Consider the following 16,581-nt stretch of genomic DNA (forward strand, 5'->3'; position numbering starts at 1 on the left):
TTTCGTTTCTTTGGTTAAGTCCTCGACCGATTAGTATTGGTCCGCTCCGTACATCACTGCACTTCCACTTCCAACCTATCTACCTGATCATCTCTCAGGGGTCTTACTTTCTTAAAGAAATGGGAAATCTCATCTTGAGGTGGGCTTCACACTTAGATGCTTTCAGCGTTTATCCCTTCCCTACATAGCTACCCAGCAATGCCCTTGGCAGAACAACTGGTACACCAGCGGTAAGTCCATCCCGGTCCTCTCGTACTAAGGACAGCTCCTCTCAAATTTCCAACGCCCGCGACGGATAGGGACCGAACTGTCTCACGACGTTCTGAACCCAGCTCGCGTGCCGCTTTAATGGGCGAACAGCCCAACCCTTGGGACCGACTACAGCCCCAGGATGCGACGAGCCGACATCGAGGTGCCAAACCTCCCCGTCGATGTGGACTCTTGGGGGAGATAAGCCTGTTATCCCCAGGGTAGCTTTTATCCGTTGAGCGATGGCCCTTCCATGCGGAACCACCGGATCACTAAGCCCGACTTTCGTCCCTGCTCGACTTGTAAGTCTCGCAGTCAAGCTCCCTTCTGCCTTTACACTCTGCGAATGATTTCCAACCATTCTGAGGGAACCTTTGGGCGCCTCCGTTACTCTTTAGGAGGCGACCGCCCCAGTCAAACTGCCCACCTGACACTGTCTCCCACCACGATAAGTGGTGCGGGTTAGAGGGTTCATAACACAAGGGTAGTATCCCACCAGCGCCTCCACCGAAACTAGCGTTCCGGGTTCATCGGCTCCTACCTATCCTGTACATGTGGTACAAACACTCAATATCAAGCTACAGTAAAGCTCCATGGGGTCTTTCCGTCCTGTCGCGGGTAACCTGCATCTTCACAGGTACTAAAATTTCACCGAGTCTCTCGTTGAGACAGTGCCCAAATCGTTACGCCTTTCGTGCGGGTCGGAACTTACCCGACAAGGAATTTCGCTACCTTAGGACCGTTATAGTTACGGCCGCCGTTTACTGGGGCTTCAATTCTGAGCTTCGCCGAAGCTAACCCATCCTCTTAACCTTCCAGCACCGGGCAGGCGTCAGCCCCTATACTTCATCTTTCGATTTTGCAGAGACCTGTGTTTTTGATAAACAGTCGCTTGGGCCTATTCACTGCGGCTGACCGAAGTCAGCACCCCTTCTCCCGAAGTTACGGGGTCATTTTGCCGAGTTCCTTAACGAGAGTTCGCTCGCTCACCTTAGGATACTCTCCTCGACTACCTGTGTCGGTTTACGGTACGGGCAGTTGTTTTCTCACTAGAAGCTTTTCTTGACAGTGTGACATCAGGAACTTCGGTACTATTATTTCCCTCCCCATCACAGCTTGTCCGTACAGAGTAAAGCATTTGACTCTACTCAAGACTTACTGCTTGGACATGCACTTCCAGTCGCATGCATTCCTTAGCCTCCTGCGTCCCTCCATTGCTCAAACAAAAACAACTGGTACAGGAATATCAACCTGTTGTCCATCGCCTACGCCTTTCGGCCTCGGCTTAGGTCCCGACTAACCCTGGGCGGACGAGCCTTCCCCAGGAAACCTTAGTCATACGGTGGACGGGATTCTCACCCGTCTTTCGCTACTCATACCGGCATTCTCACTTCTAAGCGCTCCAGCCGTCCTCACGATCGACCTTCAACGCCCTTAGAACGCTCTCCTACCATTACACCAGAGGTGTAATCCACAGCTTCGGTAATATGTTTAGCCCCGGTACATTTTCGGCGCAGGGTCACTCGACTAGTGAGCTATTACGCACTCTTTAAATGGTGGCTGCTTCTGAGCCAACATCCTAGTTGTCTGTGCAACCCCACATCCTTTTCCACTTAACATATATTTTGGGACCTTAGCTGGTGGTCTGGGCTGTTTCCCTTTCGACTACGGATCTTATCACTCGCAGTCTGACTCCCGGATATAAATGAATGGCATTCGGAGTTTATCTGAATTCGGTAACCCGAGATGGGCCCCTAGTCCAAACAGTGCTCTACCTCCATCATTCTTAATTCCGAGGCTAGCCCTAAAGCTATTTCGGAGAGAACCAGCTATCTCCAAGTTCGTTTGGAATTTCTCCGCTACCCACAGCTCATCCCCGCACTTTTCAACGTACGTGGGTTCGGTCCTCCAGTGCGTTTTACCACACCTTCAACCTGGCCATGGGTAGATCACATGGTTTCGGGTCTACGACTACATACTCATTCGCCCTATTCAGACTCGCTTTCGCTGCGGCTCCGGCTCTTCACCTTAACCTCGCATGCAATCGTAACTCGCCGGTTCATTCTACAAAAGGCACGCCATTACCCATTAACGGGCTTTGACTTGTTGTAGGCACACGGTTTCAGGATCTATTTCACTCCCCTTCCGGGGTGCTTTTCACCTTTCCCTCACGGTACTGGTTCACTATCGGTCATTAGGGAGTATTTAGCCTTGCGGGATGGTCCCCGCGGATTCCGACGGAATTTCTCGTGTTCCGCCGTACTCAGGATCCTCCTAGGTGTTGCCAACATTTCGTCTACGGGGCTATTACCCACTTTGGCGAACCTTTCCAAGTTCTTCGACTATCTTGACAGACTACCACAACGGAGTCCTACAACCCCAACAAGCAAGCTTGTTGGTTTGGGCTTTTCCCGTTTCGCTCGCCGCTACTCAGGGAATCGAATTTTCTTTCTCTTCCTGCAGGTACTTAGATGTTTCAGTTCTCTGCGTCTACCTCTAACCAGCTATGTATTCACTGGAAAGTAACATCCTATAAAAGATGCTGGGTTTCCCCATTCGGAAATCTCTGGATCATAGCTCACTTACAGCTCCCCAAAGCATATCGGTGTTAGTCCCGTCCTTCATCGGCTCCTAATGCCAAGGCATCCACCGTGCGCCCTTATTCACTTAACCTTATGATCTTACGATCAATTGTTTGGTTCGTTTCTCTAGCGATAGAGGCGTCACCAATAAAATAAGCTTCGAACAGTTAATTAACTCTTCAACGCGGTGTTCTCGGTTTGTTTTGATTACTTTTTTACTTCAATATCCAGTTTTCAATGAACAATTCGTTTGAGAGAAACATTATAAGAAAAAAGATAATCAAACGATTAACTTTTTTGATAAACGTAAACCTCTCAAAACTGAACAAAGTATCGACGAATGTGTAAGTTTCCGTAATATTCCTTAGAAAGGAGGTGATCCAGCCGCACCTTCCGATACGGCTACCTTGTTACGACTTCACCCCAATCATCTATCCCACCTTAGGCGGCTGGCTCCACAAGGGTTACCTCACCGACTTCGGGTGTTACAAACTTTCGTGGTGTGACGGGCGGTGTGTACAAGGCCCGGGAACGTATTCACCGCGGCGTGCTGATCCGCGATTACTAGCGATTCCGGCTTCATGTAGGCGAGTTGCAGCCTACAATCCGAACTGAGAGAAGCTTTAAGAGATTTGCATGACCTCGCGGTCTAGCGACTCGTTGTACTTCCCATTGTAGCACGTGTGTAGCCCAGGTCATAAGGGGCATGATGATTTGACGTCATCCCCACCTTCCTCCGGTTTGTCACCGGCAGTCTCGCTAGAGTGCCCAACTGAATGATGGCAACTAACAATAAGGGTTGCGCTCGTTGCGGGACTTAACCCAACATCTCACGACACGAGCTGACGACAACCATGCACCACCTGTCACTTTGTCCCCGAAGGGAAAGCTCGATCTCTCGAGTGGTCAAAGGATGTCAAGACCTGGTAAGGTTCTTCGCGTTGCTTCGAATTAAACCACATGCTCCACCGCTTGTGCGGGCCCCCGTCAATTCCTTTGAGTTTCAACCTTGCGGTCGTACTCCCCAGGCGGAGTGCTTAATGCGTTAGCTGCAGCACTGAAGGGCGGAAACCCTCCAACACTTAGCACTCATCGTTTACGGCGTGGACTACCAGGGTATCTAATCCTGTTTGCTCCCCACGCTTTCGAGCCTCAGCGTCAGTTACAGACCAGAGAGTCGCCTTCGCCACTGGTGTTCCTCCATATATCTACGCATTTCACCGCTACACATGGAATTCCACTCTCCTCTTCTGCACTCAAGTCTCCCAGTTTCCAATGACCCTCCCCGGTTGAGCCGGGGGCTTTCACATCAGACTTAAGAAACCGCCTGCGCTCGCTTTACGCCCAATAAATCCGGACAACGCTTGCCACCTACGTATTACCGCGGCTGCTGGCACGTAGTTAGCCGTGGCTTTCTGGTTAGATACCGTCAAGGCAAGAGCAGTTACTCTCCTACTTGTTCTTCTCTAACAACAGAGTTTTACGATCCGAAAACCTTCTTCACTCACGCGGCGTTGCTCGGTCAGACTTTCGTCCATTGCCGAAGATTCCCTACTGCTGCCTCCCGTAGGAGTCTGGGCCGTGTCTCAGTCCCAGTGTGGCCGATCACCCTCTCAGGTCGGCTATGCATCATGGCCTTGGTGAGCCGTTACCTCACCAACTAGCTAATGCACCGCGGGTCCATCCATCAGTGACACCCGAAAGCGTCTTTCAAATCTACACCATGCGGTGTTGACTATTATGCGGTATTAGCACCTGTTTCCAAGTGTTATCCCCCTCTGATGGGTAGGTTACCCACGTGTTACTCACCCGTCCGCCACTCCTCTTTTCAAATGAGTGCAAGCACTCGGTAGAAAAGAAGCGTTCGACTTGCATGTATTAGGCACGCCGCCAGCGTTCGTCCTGAGCCAGGATCAAACTCTCATAATAAAAGTTGAACACAATCCGAAGATTGTTAAGCTCATTTGGTTGCTAGCATATTGCTTCGCTTTGTTAAAAATTGTTGTTTGTTTTTACCGTTGTAAAAACAACCTACACATTTGGTTCGTCTTACTTTGTTCAGTTTTCAAAGGTCTACTGTGTTACCTCGCAGCAACTTTTATATCATATCAAATCTCCGATTCGATGTCAACACTTTTTAAAAAAAGTTTCAAAGTTTTTTTCTGCTTGATGTTATCGAATGTTTTGCGACAACTTCATTAGTTTATCAGGTTGTTTGTTATTTGTCAACAACTTTCTTCCTGATTTTTCAAGTTTTTTTAGAACCTGAAACGTTATTCTACTTTTGTCATTCGGCGTATTTCATCAGTGCCTTGCGACAAGATATAATATACCAAGTTTCTAAGCTTAGGTCAACTAATATTTGCACTTTTTTTCAACTTTTTTACGTTGCCGATTATTTTGTCATTTCCGTTCTTTATTGTTCGTTTTTTACGTTTAAAACAACATGTTTATATACTCATTTTCTATTATTTTTCATAAAATAAAAAAGAGTAAATTTTGAAGTGAGACCCAATAGTTAGAGCATGCTCTAACTATTGGGTCTCACTTCATCATCAGTAAATCTATTTTTCTTTATTTTATCTCATTGTTGGAAATAATAGAACGTCACGAATTGATTGCGCATCAGTTAAAAGCATAACTAGACGGTCAATTCCAATCCCTAACCCTCCGGTCGGTGGCAATCCATATTCCAAAGCTTCAATAAAGTCCTCATCTACACCATGAGCTTCATCATTTCCTTGTTCACGTTCTTTTTCTTGATCTTCAAAACGTTCACGTTGATCGATTGGATCATTTAGTTCAGTAAATGCGTTAGCAAATTCCTTTCCTACTATAAATAGTTCAAAACGATCGGTAAAGCGACCATCTTCTGGATTTTTCTTCGCTAAAGGAGATACTTCTACTGGATGTCCATAGACAAATGTTGGTTGTTGAAGTGTTTCTTCAACGAACGTTTCAAAGAATTCATTTAAAATATGACCAACTGACATATTATTATTGATTTCTACATTATGTTCTTTCGCAAAAGCACGTGCCTCTTCAACAGTCATTTCTTGCCAGAAATCTACACCAGTTTGTTCTTTGATTGCATCTACCATGTGAACACGTCTAAATTCAGAACCTAAATCAACCTCTTGTCCATCATAAGTGATAGTTGTTGTTCCTAAAACTTTTTCTGCAGCATTGCGGATAATACCTTCTGTTAGATCCATCACATCTTTATAATCCGTATATGCAGTATACGCTTCTAGCATAGTGAATTCAGGATTATGCGTTGTGTCAATCCCTTCATTACGGAATACTCGACCGATTTCATAAACTTTTTCCATACCGCCGACAATCAAACGTTTCAAATGCAATTCTAAGGCAATACGTAAGTATAAATCCATATCTAATGCATTGTGGTGTGTAATAAATGGACGTGCCGCAGCACCACCAGCATCATTGTGCAAAACAGGCGTCTCCACTTCTACGTAGCCGTTACTGTCAAGATAGCGGCGAATCTCACTAATGATTTGGCTACGTTTCATGAAACGATCGAAACTATCTTTATTACTGATTAAGTCTAAGTAACGTTGACGATAACGTTGTTCAATGTTTGTTAATCCATGATATTTATCAGGTAGTGGACGCAACGCTTTTGTTAATAAAACAATTGTTTTAGCTTTAACGGTCACTTCTCCAGTATCAGTTTTCATGATTTGTCCAGTTATTCCGAAGAAATCACCTAGATCAGCATGCTTAAACACTTCATAGGCTTCATCCCCAACTTGATCTTTACGCACGTAGATTTGAAGTTGTCCTTCACGATCTTGTAAATGAGCAAATCCAGCTTTACCTTTACCACGTTTTGTCATCATACGACCAGCAACGCTCGCTGATAAATCCATTTCATTTAACTCTTCTTTTGAGTGTTGGTCAAATTGTTCATGTAATTCTTTTGAGTTATGTGTTCGGTCAAAACGTTTCCCGAAAGGATCGATCCCTTCTTCACGTAAATTTTCCATTTTTTCACGACGCACAAGCATTTGATCATTTAGATCTTCTAAGTGCGCTTGTTGTTCATCTGCCACTGTATTTCCTCCATTCTGAAATCACATACCCCTATAATGCCACATTGAAACAAAAAAAAGCAAGCCGAATTTTTGTTTCAGCCTGCTTTTTTTGCTAGATTGTTTTGATTGTTTCTTTTTCTACATGTTTTTCTGCTTTTTCTTCGAATGCGTTTAACAACTCAATCATTATTTGTTGAGTCTCCGCTTGATTGATCGCAACTTTTACTTTCGCAGCGCGCGGAATTCCTTTTAGATAGTATGAAGCATGTTGACGAAATTCTCTAGTTGCAATTTTTTCACCTTTTAAATCGACTAAACGTTGTAGATGGATTTTAGCTGTTTCGATTTTTTCGCGAGGTGTTGGTTCAGGCATCAATTCTCCTGTTTCTAGATATTGTTTGGTACGTTGAATCATCCAAGGATTTCCCAAAGCAGCTCTTCCGATCATCACACCATCTGCCCCCACATAATCCAACATGCGTTTTGCATCTTCCGGTGTACGAACATCCCCATTTCCCATGAAAGGGATCGTTAGATGTTGTTTTACTTCTTTTAAAATATTCCAATTTGCTTCACCTTCGTACATTTGAACTCTCGTACGACCATGCATAGCGATGGCGGATGCTCCTGCTTTTTCAGCTGCCAGAGCATTTTCAACCGCAAATAAGTGCTCTTCATCCCAGCCTGTTCTCATCTTAACTGTTACTGGTAAATCTATGGCCGAGGAAACGGCATCGACCATTTCATATACTTTATTTGGATCTAATAGCCATTTTGCTCCTGCTTCTGCTTTTATCACTTTATTTACTGGACAGCCCATATTGATATCGATAATTGCGGCTTTGGTGTTTTCTTCTACAAATTTCGCAGCTTCAACTAAATTTTCTTTATCTCCACCGAAAATTTGCACACTTAGTGGATATTCTTTCTCATCTATATAGAGCATATCTAAGGTTTTTTTATTTCTTTGCTGAATTCCTTTGTCACTGATCATTTCACAGACAACAAGTCCTGCACCAAACTCTTTAACGGTCACACGAAAAGCAGCGTTACTGATCCCAGCCATCGGGGCTACTACAATGCGATTTGGAATTTCGACATTTCCTATTTTCCACATAGCACATCTCTCCTACTTTTCACGGGTATTTTTGATTGCTTCATCTCGTAGTTCAATTAGATCCTCTTCACTATAGTGATATTTGTTGCCGCAGAACTGGCAAACAGCTTCTGCTCCATGATCTTCTTCAATCATTGCATTGATTTCATCTAATCCAACTGCAATGATTGCTGTCCCAAATTTTTCTTTTGAACAATTGCACTTAAATTGAACAGGCATTTTTTCTAGGATTTCGATTTCATCTTTACCAAGTAGACGTTCTAAAATACCTTCAGGTGATTCTCCTTCATCGATCAAACGAGAAATCATTGGTACTTCTTGCAAGCGTTGTTCAATAAAATCGATTGTTTTTTCATCTGCTCCTGGCATCACTTGAATCATAAACCCACCAGCTGCTTTAACACTTTCATCTGTATCAACTAAAACACTCAAGCCAATTGCTGATGGAATTTGCTCAGAAACCGCCATGAAGTAAGTGAAGTCTTCACCAATTTCACCAGAAACGATCGGAGTTTGTCCTGAAAACGTTTCTTTCAAGCCTAAGTCTTTGATTACAGTAAAAATCCCTTCTGTTCCAACAGCTCCACGAACATCGATTTTGCCACTTTCATTCAAAGTTAAGCTAACGTGCGGATTCTTTATATAGCCTTTGGTATTACCACTGCCATCACTATCGACGACGATGCTTCCACCAGGTCCATTCCCTTGAACTTTCACAGTTAATTTGTCTTCACCTTTTAATGTCGCACCAAGTAGCAAAGCCCCTACCATCGTTCTACCTAATGCAGCTGTTGATGAACTCCACGTATCATGACGTTTTTGTGCTTCTGAAATTGTATTGGTTGCGCAAACGGCATATGCGCGGATTGACCCTTCATAACATAATGCTTTGACTAAGTAATCTTCCATTTTTATTTTCCTCTTCTCACTTGCTACTTTTTCTGACTCATTATCAGATAATACTAGGGTTTGTCCATTTTTTCAACTAAATAATTTCAGCGTGAAGAAAAGAGCACCCTATAAAAAGGATGCTCTAAATGTTTTATTTGTAACGATCGTCAAAGTTGTTGCGGTCATATTCAGAATCATTGTTGTGTTCTTTATCAGATTTCACTTCTGATTGAACTTTTCCTTCTGTTTTGTCGCTGTCCGCTTTTACTTCTTCCGATTCATCATGTAGTTCTTTTTTTGCTTCTTCAAAGTCTTGTTTTTCTTCGACTTGTCTTTGAGCATCTTTTTCCTCTAGTGCACGTTTTGCTTCTTCAAATGTTTGTGCTTTTTCACTAGGGAATTGGCTATCGATAACGTCTTGAGGCATAACGCCTTCTTCAAACAATGACTTGATGCTGCGAGCATCTAATGTTTCATACTCTAATAGTTTTTCAGCAATCAGTTTATGTTGTGCACGGTGAGATTCGATGATTTCACGGGCTTTATCGTGCGCCTCCATCAAGATACGACGTACTTCTTGGTCGATCTCAAATGCGACTTGCTCTGAATAAGCTTTTGTTTGACCGTAATCACGGCCAACAAAGACTTGATGGTTTCCTTCATATTGAACAGGACCTAATTTGTCGCTCATTCCATATTCCGTCACCATACTGCGGGCAATACCTGTTGCTTGTTCAAAGTCATTAGAAGCACCAGTTGATTGTACATCAAAAATAATTTCTTCCGCTGTACGTCCACCAAGTAATCCAACGATTTGTTCAAACATATCTTCTTTGGTCATTAAGAATTGATCTTCTTTTGGTAAAGCGATCATGTAACCGCCAGCACGTCCACGAGGGATAATTGTTACTTTATGAACGATTCGGGCACGGCTTAAGACTAAACCAACAATTGTATGTCCAGCTTCGTGGTAAGCAACCATTTCACGTTCTTTTTTGTTGATGACTTTGTCTTTTTTCGCAGGTCCTGCAATAACGCGATCCTCTGCTTCATCCACATCGGATGCATCTATTTTCTTTTTATTACGACGAGCAGCAACTAATGCAGCTTCGTTTAAGACGTTTTCTAAATCTGCACCAGCAAATCCTGGCGTTTGTTGAGCAACGACTTTCAAGTCAACATCATCAGCTAACGGTTTGTTACGAGCATGAACTTTAAGGATCGCTTCACGCCCTTTTACATCAGGACGACCAACTAAAATTTGACGGTCAAAACGACCTGGACGTAATAATGCTGGATCTAACACATCTGAACGGTTTGTTGCAGCAACGACGATTACGCCTTCGTTGCCATCAAATCCATCCATTTCAACAAGTAATTGATTAAGGGTTTGTTCACGTTCATCGTGTCCGCCACCCATACCAGCGCCGCGTTGACGACCAACCGCATCGATTTCATCGATGAAGATGATTGCTGGTGCATTTTTCTTCGCTGTTTCAAATAGATCACGGACACGGCTTGCACCGACACCGACAAACATTTCAACGAAGTCTGAACCAGAGATAGAGTAAAACGGTACGCCAGCTTCACCAGCAACGGCTTTCGCAAGTAATGTTTTACCAGTCCCAGGAGGCCCTTCTAATAGAACACCTGCTGGAATGCGGGCACCTAATTCAACGAAACGTCGAGGATCTTTTAAGAATTCGACTACTTCGACTAGTTCTTGTTTTTCTTCTTCGGCTCCGGCTACATCTGAAAAGCGTACACGGTTGGCTTTTTTGTCAGCTTCTTTGGCTTTTGATTTACCAAAATTCATGACACGACCGCCACCGCCACCGCCGCCGCCTTGTTGTCCCATCATCATATAGAATAAGAAGATGAACAATACGATCGGTAAGAAGCTAAATAAGATGGACAGCCAAGCACCACTGGTTGATTGTTCTTTCACTGAAAGTTTTACATTGTTTTCTTGGGCCATATCTTGAATGCCTGATAATGTAATATCACTTGGCAAGACAACTGTAGTAAATGATTTTGTTGAAACTTCTGTCGAGCCCCATAAAGAAAGACCACCAGTGTTTTTGATTTCTTGTTTTTCTTTGTACTGACCTGTGATTTTATACACACCATTCGTTGGTTGAATCGTCAGTTCTTTCACTTTACCTTCTTCTAACTGGGTACTGAAGGTTGAGTATTCGATATCTTGGGATTGGGGATTGTTATTTCCGAAAATGAAATAAACAACCATGACCATCGCCAAAATCAGCAATACATAATATAGGCCATTTTTCATGCCGCTATTTTTTTTATTCATGCCTGTCCTCCTTTGACTACTGTTCGTAATTGATTTTTACGGTTTATTTTTTATCAATTCTGACCTTTACATTGTAACATAACTAAATCTAAGAGAGATATTAATTTGATTCGTAGATTTCAGGTTTCAATACGCCTACATAAGGGAGATTTCGGTAAGCTTCTGCATAATCCAAACCATAACCTACAACAAATTCATTGGGTACATCAAAGCCCACGTAATCTGCGACAATATCTACGATACGTCCTTCTGGTTTATCCAATAACGTGACGATTTTCACTGATGCAGCTTTTCTGTATTTGAAAAGATCAACTAGATAAGCTAAAGTGCGACCGCTGTCGATAATATCTTCTACAATCAGGATATCACGTCCTTCAACATTCGTGTCTAAATCTTTGATGATTTTTACTTCACCAGAAGACACAGTGGCATTTCCATAACTAGATACAGCCATAAAATCCATTTCTAAATGAGTATCGATGTAACGTGTGACGTCAGCCATAAAAGGAATTGCACCTTTCAAAATACCGATCACTAAAGGATTTTTACCCTCATAATCTTCTGTTAGTTTTTTTCCAAGTTCAGCTGATTTTTCAAGAATTTGTTCTTTCGTGATCAAAACTTGTTTAATGTCGTTCTCTAACATATTGCTCTCCCTTTCCGTTTAGGTTTGTCCTTCTACTTTTAGTCCTTGAACACTTAGAACTCGAGAGGATCGAAACGCTAATGTAATGTGCCTTGCTTAATAAGTATATAATTCGCAAGAATAATGGTTCTCCTTTTCCTTTAAGTTCATTATTTTATGTTGTTTTGCTTCTTACTCCTAAATAAAAGTTATTTTTAGTCTTTATTCTTTTATTTTATAAAGGAGCCTGTAGAGTATTTTATCAGTTTCTTTGGGAATACTCAAATATGAATTAACAAATGTTGGAACCCAAATAATCTTCTCATCAGCAGAAAGAATAACCCAAGCTTGTTCTCTGAATAAATTAGGGATTTTTTGGTCAATAAAAAGTCGATTTAATCTTTTCGTTAAGTTTGGGGTTAATGGAATTCTATCTCCATTTTTTCGATGACGAATCGTTAATGGCAAGAGGGTTTGACCGCTTATGAGCATTGGAAATTCTGACCAATCTTTTACTATTTCAGGTGGTTCGAGTTGCTTTTCTATAGTTTCCAGACCTAACCATTCATTTTCTGAAAGAAAAATGTGCTCGTTCTCGCTCAAGAAAAAAATGTTTTCTTTATGAATTATTTGACTTTTTTTCAGAAGAAGTGTGTCGTATTCTTTCACAACTTGCCAACCTTGTTCAATATCCATAGTGAGTTGAGGAGCTGTTTGATTAATCATTGCCAACAATTGTTGAATCTGCATTTGGCTGATTGATACATTTTTTGGTACTATTGTCCGTTGAAACAAAGTCATCAAGAAAAATGTTTGTACACTTTTTTTTTCCTTTTTTAATTCAGCAAGTTGCACTACCCAACTTGCTGTGTCTTTTTTCACCCAACGATCATACATCGGCTCTATCATTGACTGGACAATCTCATCAGCTAGTGTAATTTGTTCACTAAATTCAGACATATGTTGAAGAAACCTAGGATTTTCTTTTTTCAAGAGCGGAACAACTTGATGTCTTATACGATTACGCATATATGTATCGCTCTGGTTTGAGCTATCTTCAAAATACACAATTGCTGAGTGTTTAGCGAACTGTTCCAATTGTTCTTTGGAAAAAATTAAGAACGGACGGATCAATGCTCCATTTCCAAATGACTGGTTCGCTCTAATTCCAACCAAATTCGGTAAAGCACTTCCTCTTGCCAGCTTCATTAAAATCGTTTCAGCTTGGTCATCGCTATGGTGCGCAGTCAAGAGTACAGCGATTTCTTCTTGTTCCATGATTTCAGCGAAAAAATCATAGCGAAACTTTCGAGCACGAGCTTCTGTATTTATCGTTTTGTCCGATTCTTCCCACACTGTATCATAGTAAGTAATTTCTCGTTTCTGACAATAGCTTTTCAGGTAGGTTGCTTCCATCGCCGATTCCACACGTAACTGATGATCTACGTGAGCTACTACCAGTTTTAAATGATCTTTATCAGCAACCGTTCGCATTAGTTCCAATAAAACCATCGAATCTACGCCACCTGAAATTGCCAATAAGATTTTTTGGTTTGGCTGCCAGTATTTATTTTTTTTACAATGATCGTAAAATTCTTGAAACATCTACTCACCTCTTTGTTTCATAGTTTATAGACTTCTTAAAAAATGCCTAAAACATAAAAGCCGAGCTTTCGCTCAGCTTCAATTATTTATTCGTTAATTGCGACGTCCGCCACGTCCGCCACGTTTACCTTCTGTATTGCGTTTTAATGAAGTTAAACGATCGTCACTATCTTTTAAAAACGAGCTCATTAATGAATCAAAATCTTGTTTTGAATTCATAGGTTGTGCTTTTGTAAATTGTTTTTTAGGGACTGGACGCGCTCCACGGTCACGATTGCCTTGATGTTCATTGCTATCACGACGTTGATATTCGCGTTTTGGTTCTGCCGCTTGTTCTTGCGCTTTCCGGATAGACAAACCTACTTTACCGTCATCACCGACTGAGGTAACTTTTACAGTCACTTCATCCCCTACGGTCAATACATCATGGATATCTTTTACAAATCCATTTGATACTTCGCTAATGTGAACCAACCCTGTTTTCCCTTCACCTAGATCGATGAAAGCACCAAAATTAGTGATACCAGACACTTTTCCTGGCAACTTCGCTCCTACTTCGATTGACATAAAAAAAATGTTCCTCCTATTATTTACCCTATTATATCTGCAGTTATTCGTCTGATTGTTTTTCAGATGAATGAGACTGTGATTGACTATCTGATGATTTTTGTTCATTACTGGAGCTAGTCGTTCCGCCTAACTCAGGAATGTTGTAGATTTGTTCGCCTTCTTTTGAGACATAGTACCGGCTACGTGCTAACTTCGCCACGTAATCATCATCTCTTAAAAGAGAAACATCTTGTTCTAAACGTTTTAGCGTCTTGTCTGCTTCAGCCGATTCAGCTACCGCTTCAGCCTGCTGTACTTTAAATGCATTCAATTGCTGATAATCTTTTACAAGTTGGATACCCGAAACAATAAAAATCACAAACGCCACGAGAAAAATAACTGTCAGACGTCGACGCCTGAAAATCAACTGCTTTTGCTGTTTTTGAAATTCGGCATACTGTTCTTTTGTATACTCATTATCTAATGCAGCAACTTTCTCCATGTCTTTTTTCTTTTTGCCCATGTTCTCCGCCCCACTCGTTTTTTGGTTTGTCCGTTTTATTATACCAACATCTAAGAAGCTTGTCTAATCTAAATTATCACTATTTTCGACTCTTTTCTCCGAAACAACCTGATACATCTTTTCTGCATCTTCTTTTTTCGTCGAATCGCGGAGTTCAAGCACTTCTATTTCTAAAATTTTATTACCGAATTGGATCTTCACTTGATCGCCAATTTTTATATTACTTGATGATTTTGCCAAGATACCATTAACTTGAATTCGACCTTTATCCGCAACTTCTTTAGCAACAGGTCTTCTTTTAATAATACGTGAAACTTTTAAAAATTTGTCTAAACGCATAATCCTTACCTCTTCCTTCTTAATATTTTCGCTCCAAACGGTAATGATAACCATTCCCGAATTGTAAATAATTGTATTTTTATGATACTAAAAATAAATGTTGTTCCACCAATTAAAACACCGATTATCGCAAGGATCAAAGCCAGTCCACGATGTTCGATTGTTCCCAATAGGCCTCCAATAAGACCTTGATAACAGAGTAACACAATTCCCATTATTCCTAAACTGATCGTTAATTTTCTAAAAAAATTATTTTCTACAATAAAACGATTAATTTCTCGTTTTGAAAAAAGTATCAATAAAAACAAGGTAGATATTAACCCTACAATTGTTGAAATACTTGCTCCAAGCGTTCCCCATCTAAACGTCAAAAAACTTGTTAAAAATAATTTAACTAGTAAACCCATTCCCGCTGAAAACATAGATGTGAAAAATTGATTTCGACTTTGTAAAATGCTTTGATACGCCTGAATAGCTGTCATAAAAATAATCGAACAAACATATACGCCTAGAACTCCGCTTCCCTGATAATCTTTGAATAAAGCAAAATTTATATACGGCAATAACAATAGTAATCCCATAGAAGCCGCTGTAGCCATAGCAGTTGTTAAGCGTAAAAATATTTTAGCGACTTGTAAAAAGCGACCTTTTTCTTGATTCATAAAATATTTTGTTAACGCAGGTAAAAAACTTGAACTCAATGCTAAAGCAACAACTAAACCCAATTGAACTAGAGGTTGACCACGATCATAAACCCCTTTATCGATTTTGGCTGCAGAATCACTAATTCCTGATGCAACTAATGTATTTTTAACTAAAAAAGAATCAATTAATTGAAAAAAAATTAAAAATGCACTATATAAAGAGACAATCCCACCTTCTACTAGTAAGCGCCCAAATAATCTCCCTGAGCCTTTTTCAACTTTCCACTGAGTAAGATATGCTGAGCTACCTACACGTATTTTCCAATCGTAATACCGAAGAATACCTGTAGCAACAATACCGCCTAATAAGGCGCCCACCATAGCGAACGTCCCTGTTTGATAGACAGATAAACCACATCGGCTAAAGGAATACGCTACAATCAAAATCACACCCACTCGAACAATTTGTTCCGCTACTTGAGAAACTGCACTTGGCACCATCAACAAATGTCCTTGAAAATTCCCACGGTAAAATGACAATACGGGAACCAATAAGAACGTAAACGAAACAACTTGAATCAACGGTGCTAGTTGATCATCTCCCATCATAAAAGCAATTTCATGACTCCCCAAAAAGAAAAATGCCCAACACAAACCAGCAATCATCGAGACAAAAGGAAAGAGTTTTTGCAAAACTTGTTTCTGATCACTAATGTCTGGTTGTTCTGCTACAATTTTTGAAATAAACTGCGGCAACCCTGACAATGCTAGAGTCATTGCAATGCCATAAATTGGATACACCTGTTGATAAACATAGAACCCTTCGTCTCCAACTAAGTTTTGAAAAGGCACCCGATAAACCGCACTCAGCACTTTAGCAATAAACGATGCGATAGTTAAAATAGCTGCCCCTTGCATCATAGACCGCATTTCTTTGTGTGCCATTCGTTGACCTCCTATTTTAAAAGCGTAACAGGCTCGTTTAGTTCTGACTGGAAAATAGGAAAAATCGATTGAGGTGCTTTTTACCTCACTCTATTTTTATCTTTTCCCCGAAGAGCTAGCCTGTGAAGCTAGATAAGTTT

The 16,581-nt window shown here is 41.3% G+C and carries 10 protein-coding genes and 2 rRNA genes; all 12 read right to left on the minus strand.

Annotated features, from left to right (window positions below):
- Window positions 1-10 precede the first annotated feature (10 nt).
- A 23S ribosomal RNA gene (locus tag AC4BBR_RS14645) occupies window positions 11-2,922 on the minus strand.
- Between the two features lie 277 nt (window positions 2,923-3,199).
- A 16S ribosomal RNA gene (locus tag AC4BBR_RS14650) occupies window positions 3,200-4,760 on the minus strand.
- The 16S and 23S rRNA genes sit together here, the layout of an rRNA operon.
- Window positions 4,761-5,410: 650 nt before the next feature.
- Window positions 5,411-6,907 carry a lysine--tRNA ligase gene (gene lysS, locus AC4BBR_RS14655; protein WP_490460210.1) on the minus strand — a complete coding sequence of 499 codons (1,497 nt, stop codon included), beginning with the start codon at window positions 6,905-6,907 and terminating at the stop codon, window positions 5,411-5,413.
- Window positions 6,908-7,001: 94 nt separating this feature from the next.
- Window positions 7,002-8,006, minus strand: a complete 1,005-nt coding sequence (gene dusB / locus AC4BBR_RS14660) for a tRNA dihydrouridine synthase DusB (RefSeq protein ID WP_490460211.1) — start codon at window positions 8,004-8,006, stop codon at window positions 7,002-7,004.
- Window positions 8,007-8,018: 12 nt separating this feature from the next.
- On the minus strand, window positions 8,019-8,915 hold the full coding sequence (hslO, locus tag AC4BBR_RS14665; protein WP_490460212.1) for an Hsp33 family molecular chaperone HslO: 897 nt from the start codon (window positions 8,913-8,915) through the stop codon (window positions 8,019-8,021).
- A 133-nt stretch (window positions 8,916-9,048) separates the two neighbouring features.
- Window positions 9,049-11,211: an ATP-dependent zinc metalloprotease FtsH gene (gene ftsH / locus AC4BBR_RS14670; RefSeq protein ID WP_490460213.1), complete on the minus strand. Its 2,163-nt coding sequence runs from the start codon at window positions 11,209-11,211 to the stop codon at window positions 9,049-9,051.
- 100 nt (window positions 11,212-11,311) lie between these two features.
- Window positions 11,312-11,857, minus strand: coding sequence for a hypoxanthine phosphoribosyltransferase (gene hpt / locus AC4BBR_RS14675; protein ID WP_490460214.1), 546 nt, complete (start codon window positions 11,855-11,857; stop codon window positions 11,312-11,314).
- 201 nt (window positions 11,858-12,058) lie between these two features.
- The gene (gene tilS, locus AC4BBR_RS14680) at window positions 12,059-13,441 is read right to left on the minus strand and encodes a tRNA lysidine(34) synthetase TilS (RefSeq protein WP_490460215.1); all 1,383 of its coding nucleotides are present in this window, start codon (window positions 13,439-13,441) and stop codon (window positions 12,059-12,061) included.
- A gap of 93 nt (window positions 13,442-13,534) precedes the next feature.
- On the minus strand, window positions 13,535-14,008 hold the full coding sequence (locus AC4BBR_RS14685) for a S1 domain-containing RNA-binding protein (RefSeq protein ID WP_490460216.1): 474 nt from the start codon (window positions 14,006-14,008) through the stop codon (window positions 13,535-13,537).
- A 43-nt stretch (window positions 14,009-14,051) separates the two neighbouring features.
- A complete protein-coding gene (locus AC4BBR_RS14690) occupies window positions 14,052-14,513 on the minus strand; it encodes an FtsB family cell division protein (protein ID WP_490460217.1) in 462 nt (153 codons plus the stop codon).
- 63 nt (window positions 14,514-14,576) lie between these two features.
- The gene (locus AC4BBR_RS14695) at window positions 14,577-14,852 is read right to left on the minus strand and encodes an RNA-binding S4 domain-containing protein (protein WP_490460218.1); all 276 of its coding nucleotides are present in this window, start codon (window positions 14,850-14,852) and stop codon (window positions 14,577-14,579) included.
- 5 nt (window positions 14,853-14,857) lie between these two features.
- Window positions 14,858-16,441 carry a putative polysaccharide biosynthesis protein gene (locus AC4BBR_RS14700; RefSeq protein ID WP_490460219.1) on the minus strand — a complete coding sequence of 528 codons (1,584 nt, stop codon included), beginning with the start codon at window positions 16,439-16,441 and terminating at the stop codon, window positions 14,858-14,860.
- Window positions 16,442-16,581 lie beyond the last annotated feature (140 nt).

It is taken from the genome of Enterococcus sp. AMC1251 (assembly GCF_058216535.1).

What these genes read in the sequence shown, in the direction of transcription:
- AC4BBR_RS14695 (WP_490460218.1), bottom strand. Translation starts at nt 14,852, where the DNA reads ATGCGTTTAGACAAATTTTTAAAAGTTTCACGTATTATTAAAAGAAGA.
- hpt (WP_490460214.1), bottom strand. Translation starts at nt 11,857, where the DNA reads ATGTTAGAGAACGACATTAAACAAGTTTTGATCACGAAAGAACAAATT.
- hslO (WP_490460212.1), bottom strand. Translation starts at nt 8,915, where the DNA reads ATGGAAGATTACTTAGTCAAAGCATTATGTTATGAAGGGTCAATCCGC.
- tilS (WP_490460215.1), bottom strand. Translation starts at nt 13,441, where the DNA reads ATGTTTCAAGAATTTTACGATCATTGTAAAAAAAATAAATACTGGCAG.
- AC4BBR_RS14690 (WP_490460217.1), bottom strand. Translation starts at nt 14,513, where the DNA reads ATGGGCAAAAAGAAAAAAGACATGGAGAAAGTTGCTGCATTAGATAAT.
- dusB (WP_490460211.1), bottom strand. Translation starts at nt 8,006, where the DNA reads ATGTGGAAAATAGGAAATGTCGAAATTCCAAATCGCATTGTAGTAGCC.
- AC4BBR_RS14700 (WP_490460219.1), bottom strand. Translation starts at nt 16,441, where the DNA reads ATGGCACACAAAGAAATGCGGTCTATGATGCAAGGGGCAGCTATTTTA.
- AC4BBR_RS14685 (WP_490460216.1), bottom strand. Translation starts at nt 14,008, where the DNA reads ATGTCAATCGAAGTAGGAGCGAAGTTGCCAGGAAAAGTGTCTGGTATC.
- ftsH (WP_490460213.1), bottom strand. Translation starts at nt 11,211, where the DNA reads ATGAATAAAAAAAATAGCGGCATGAAAAATGGCCTATATTATGTATTG.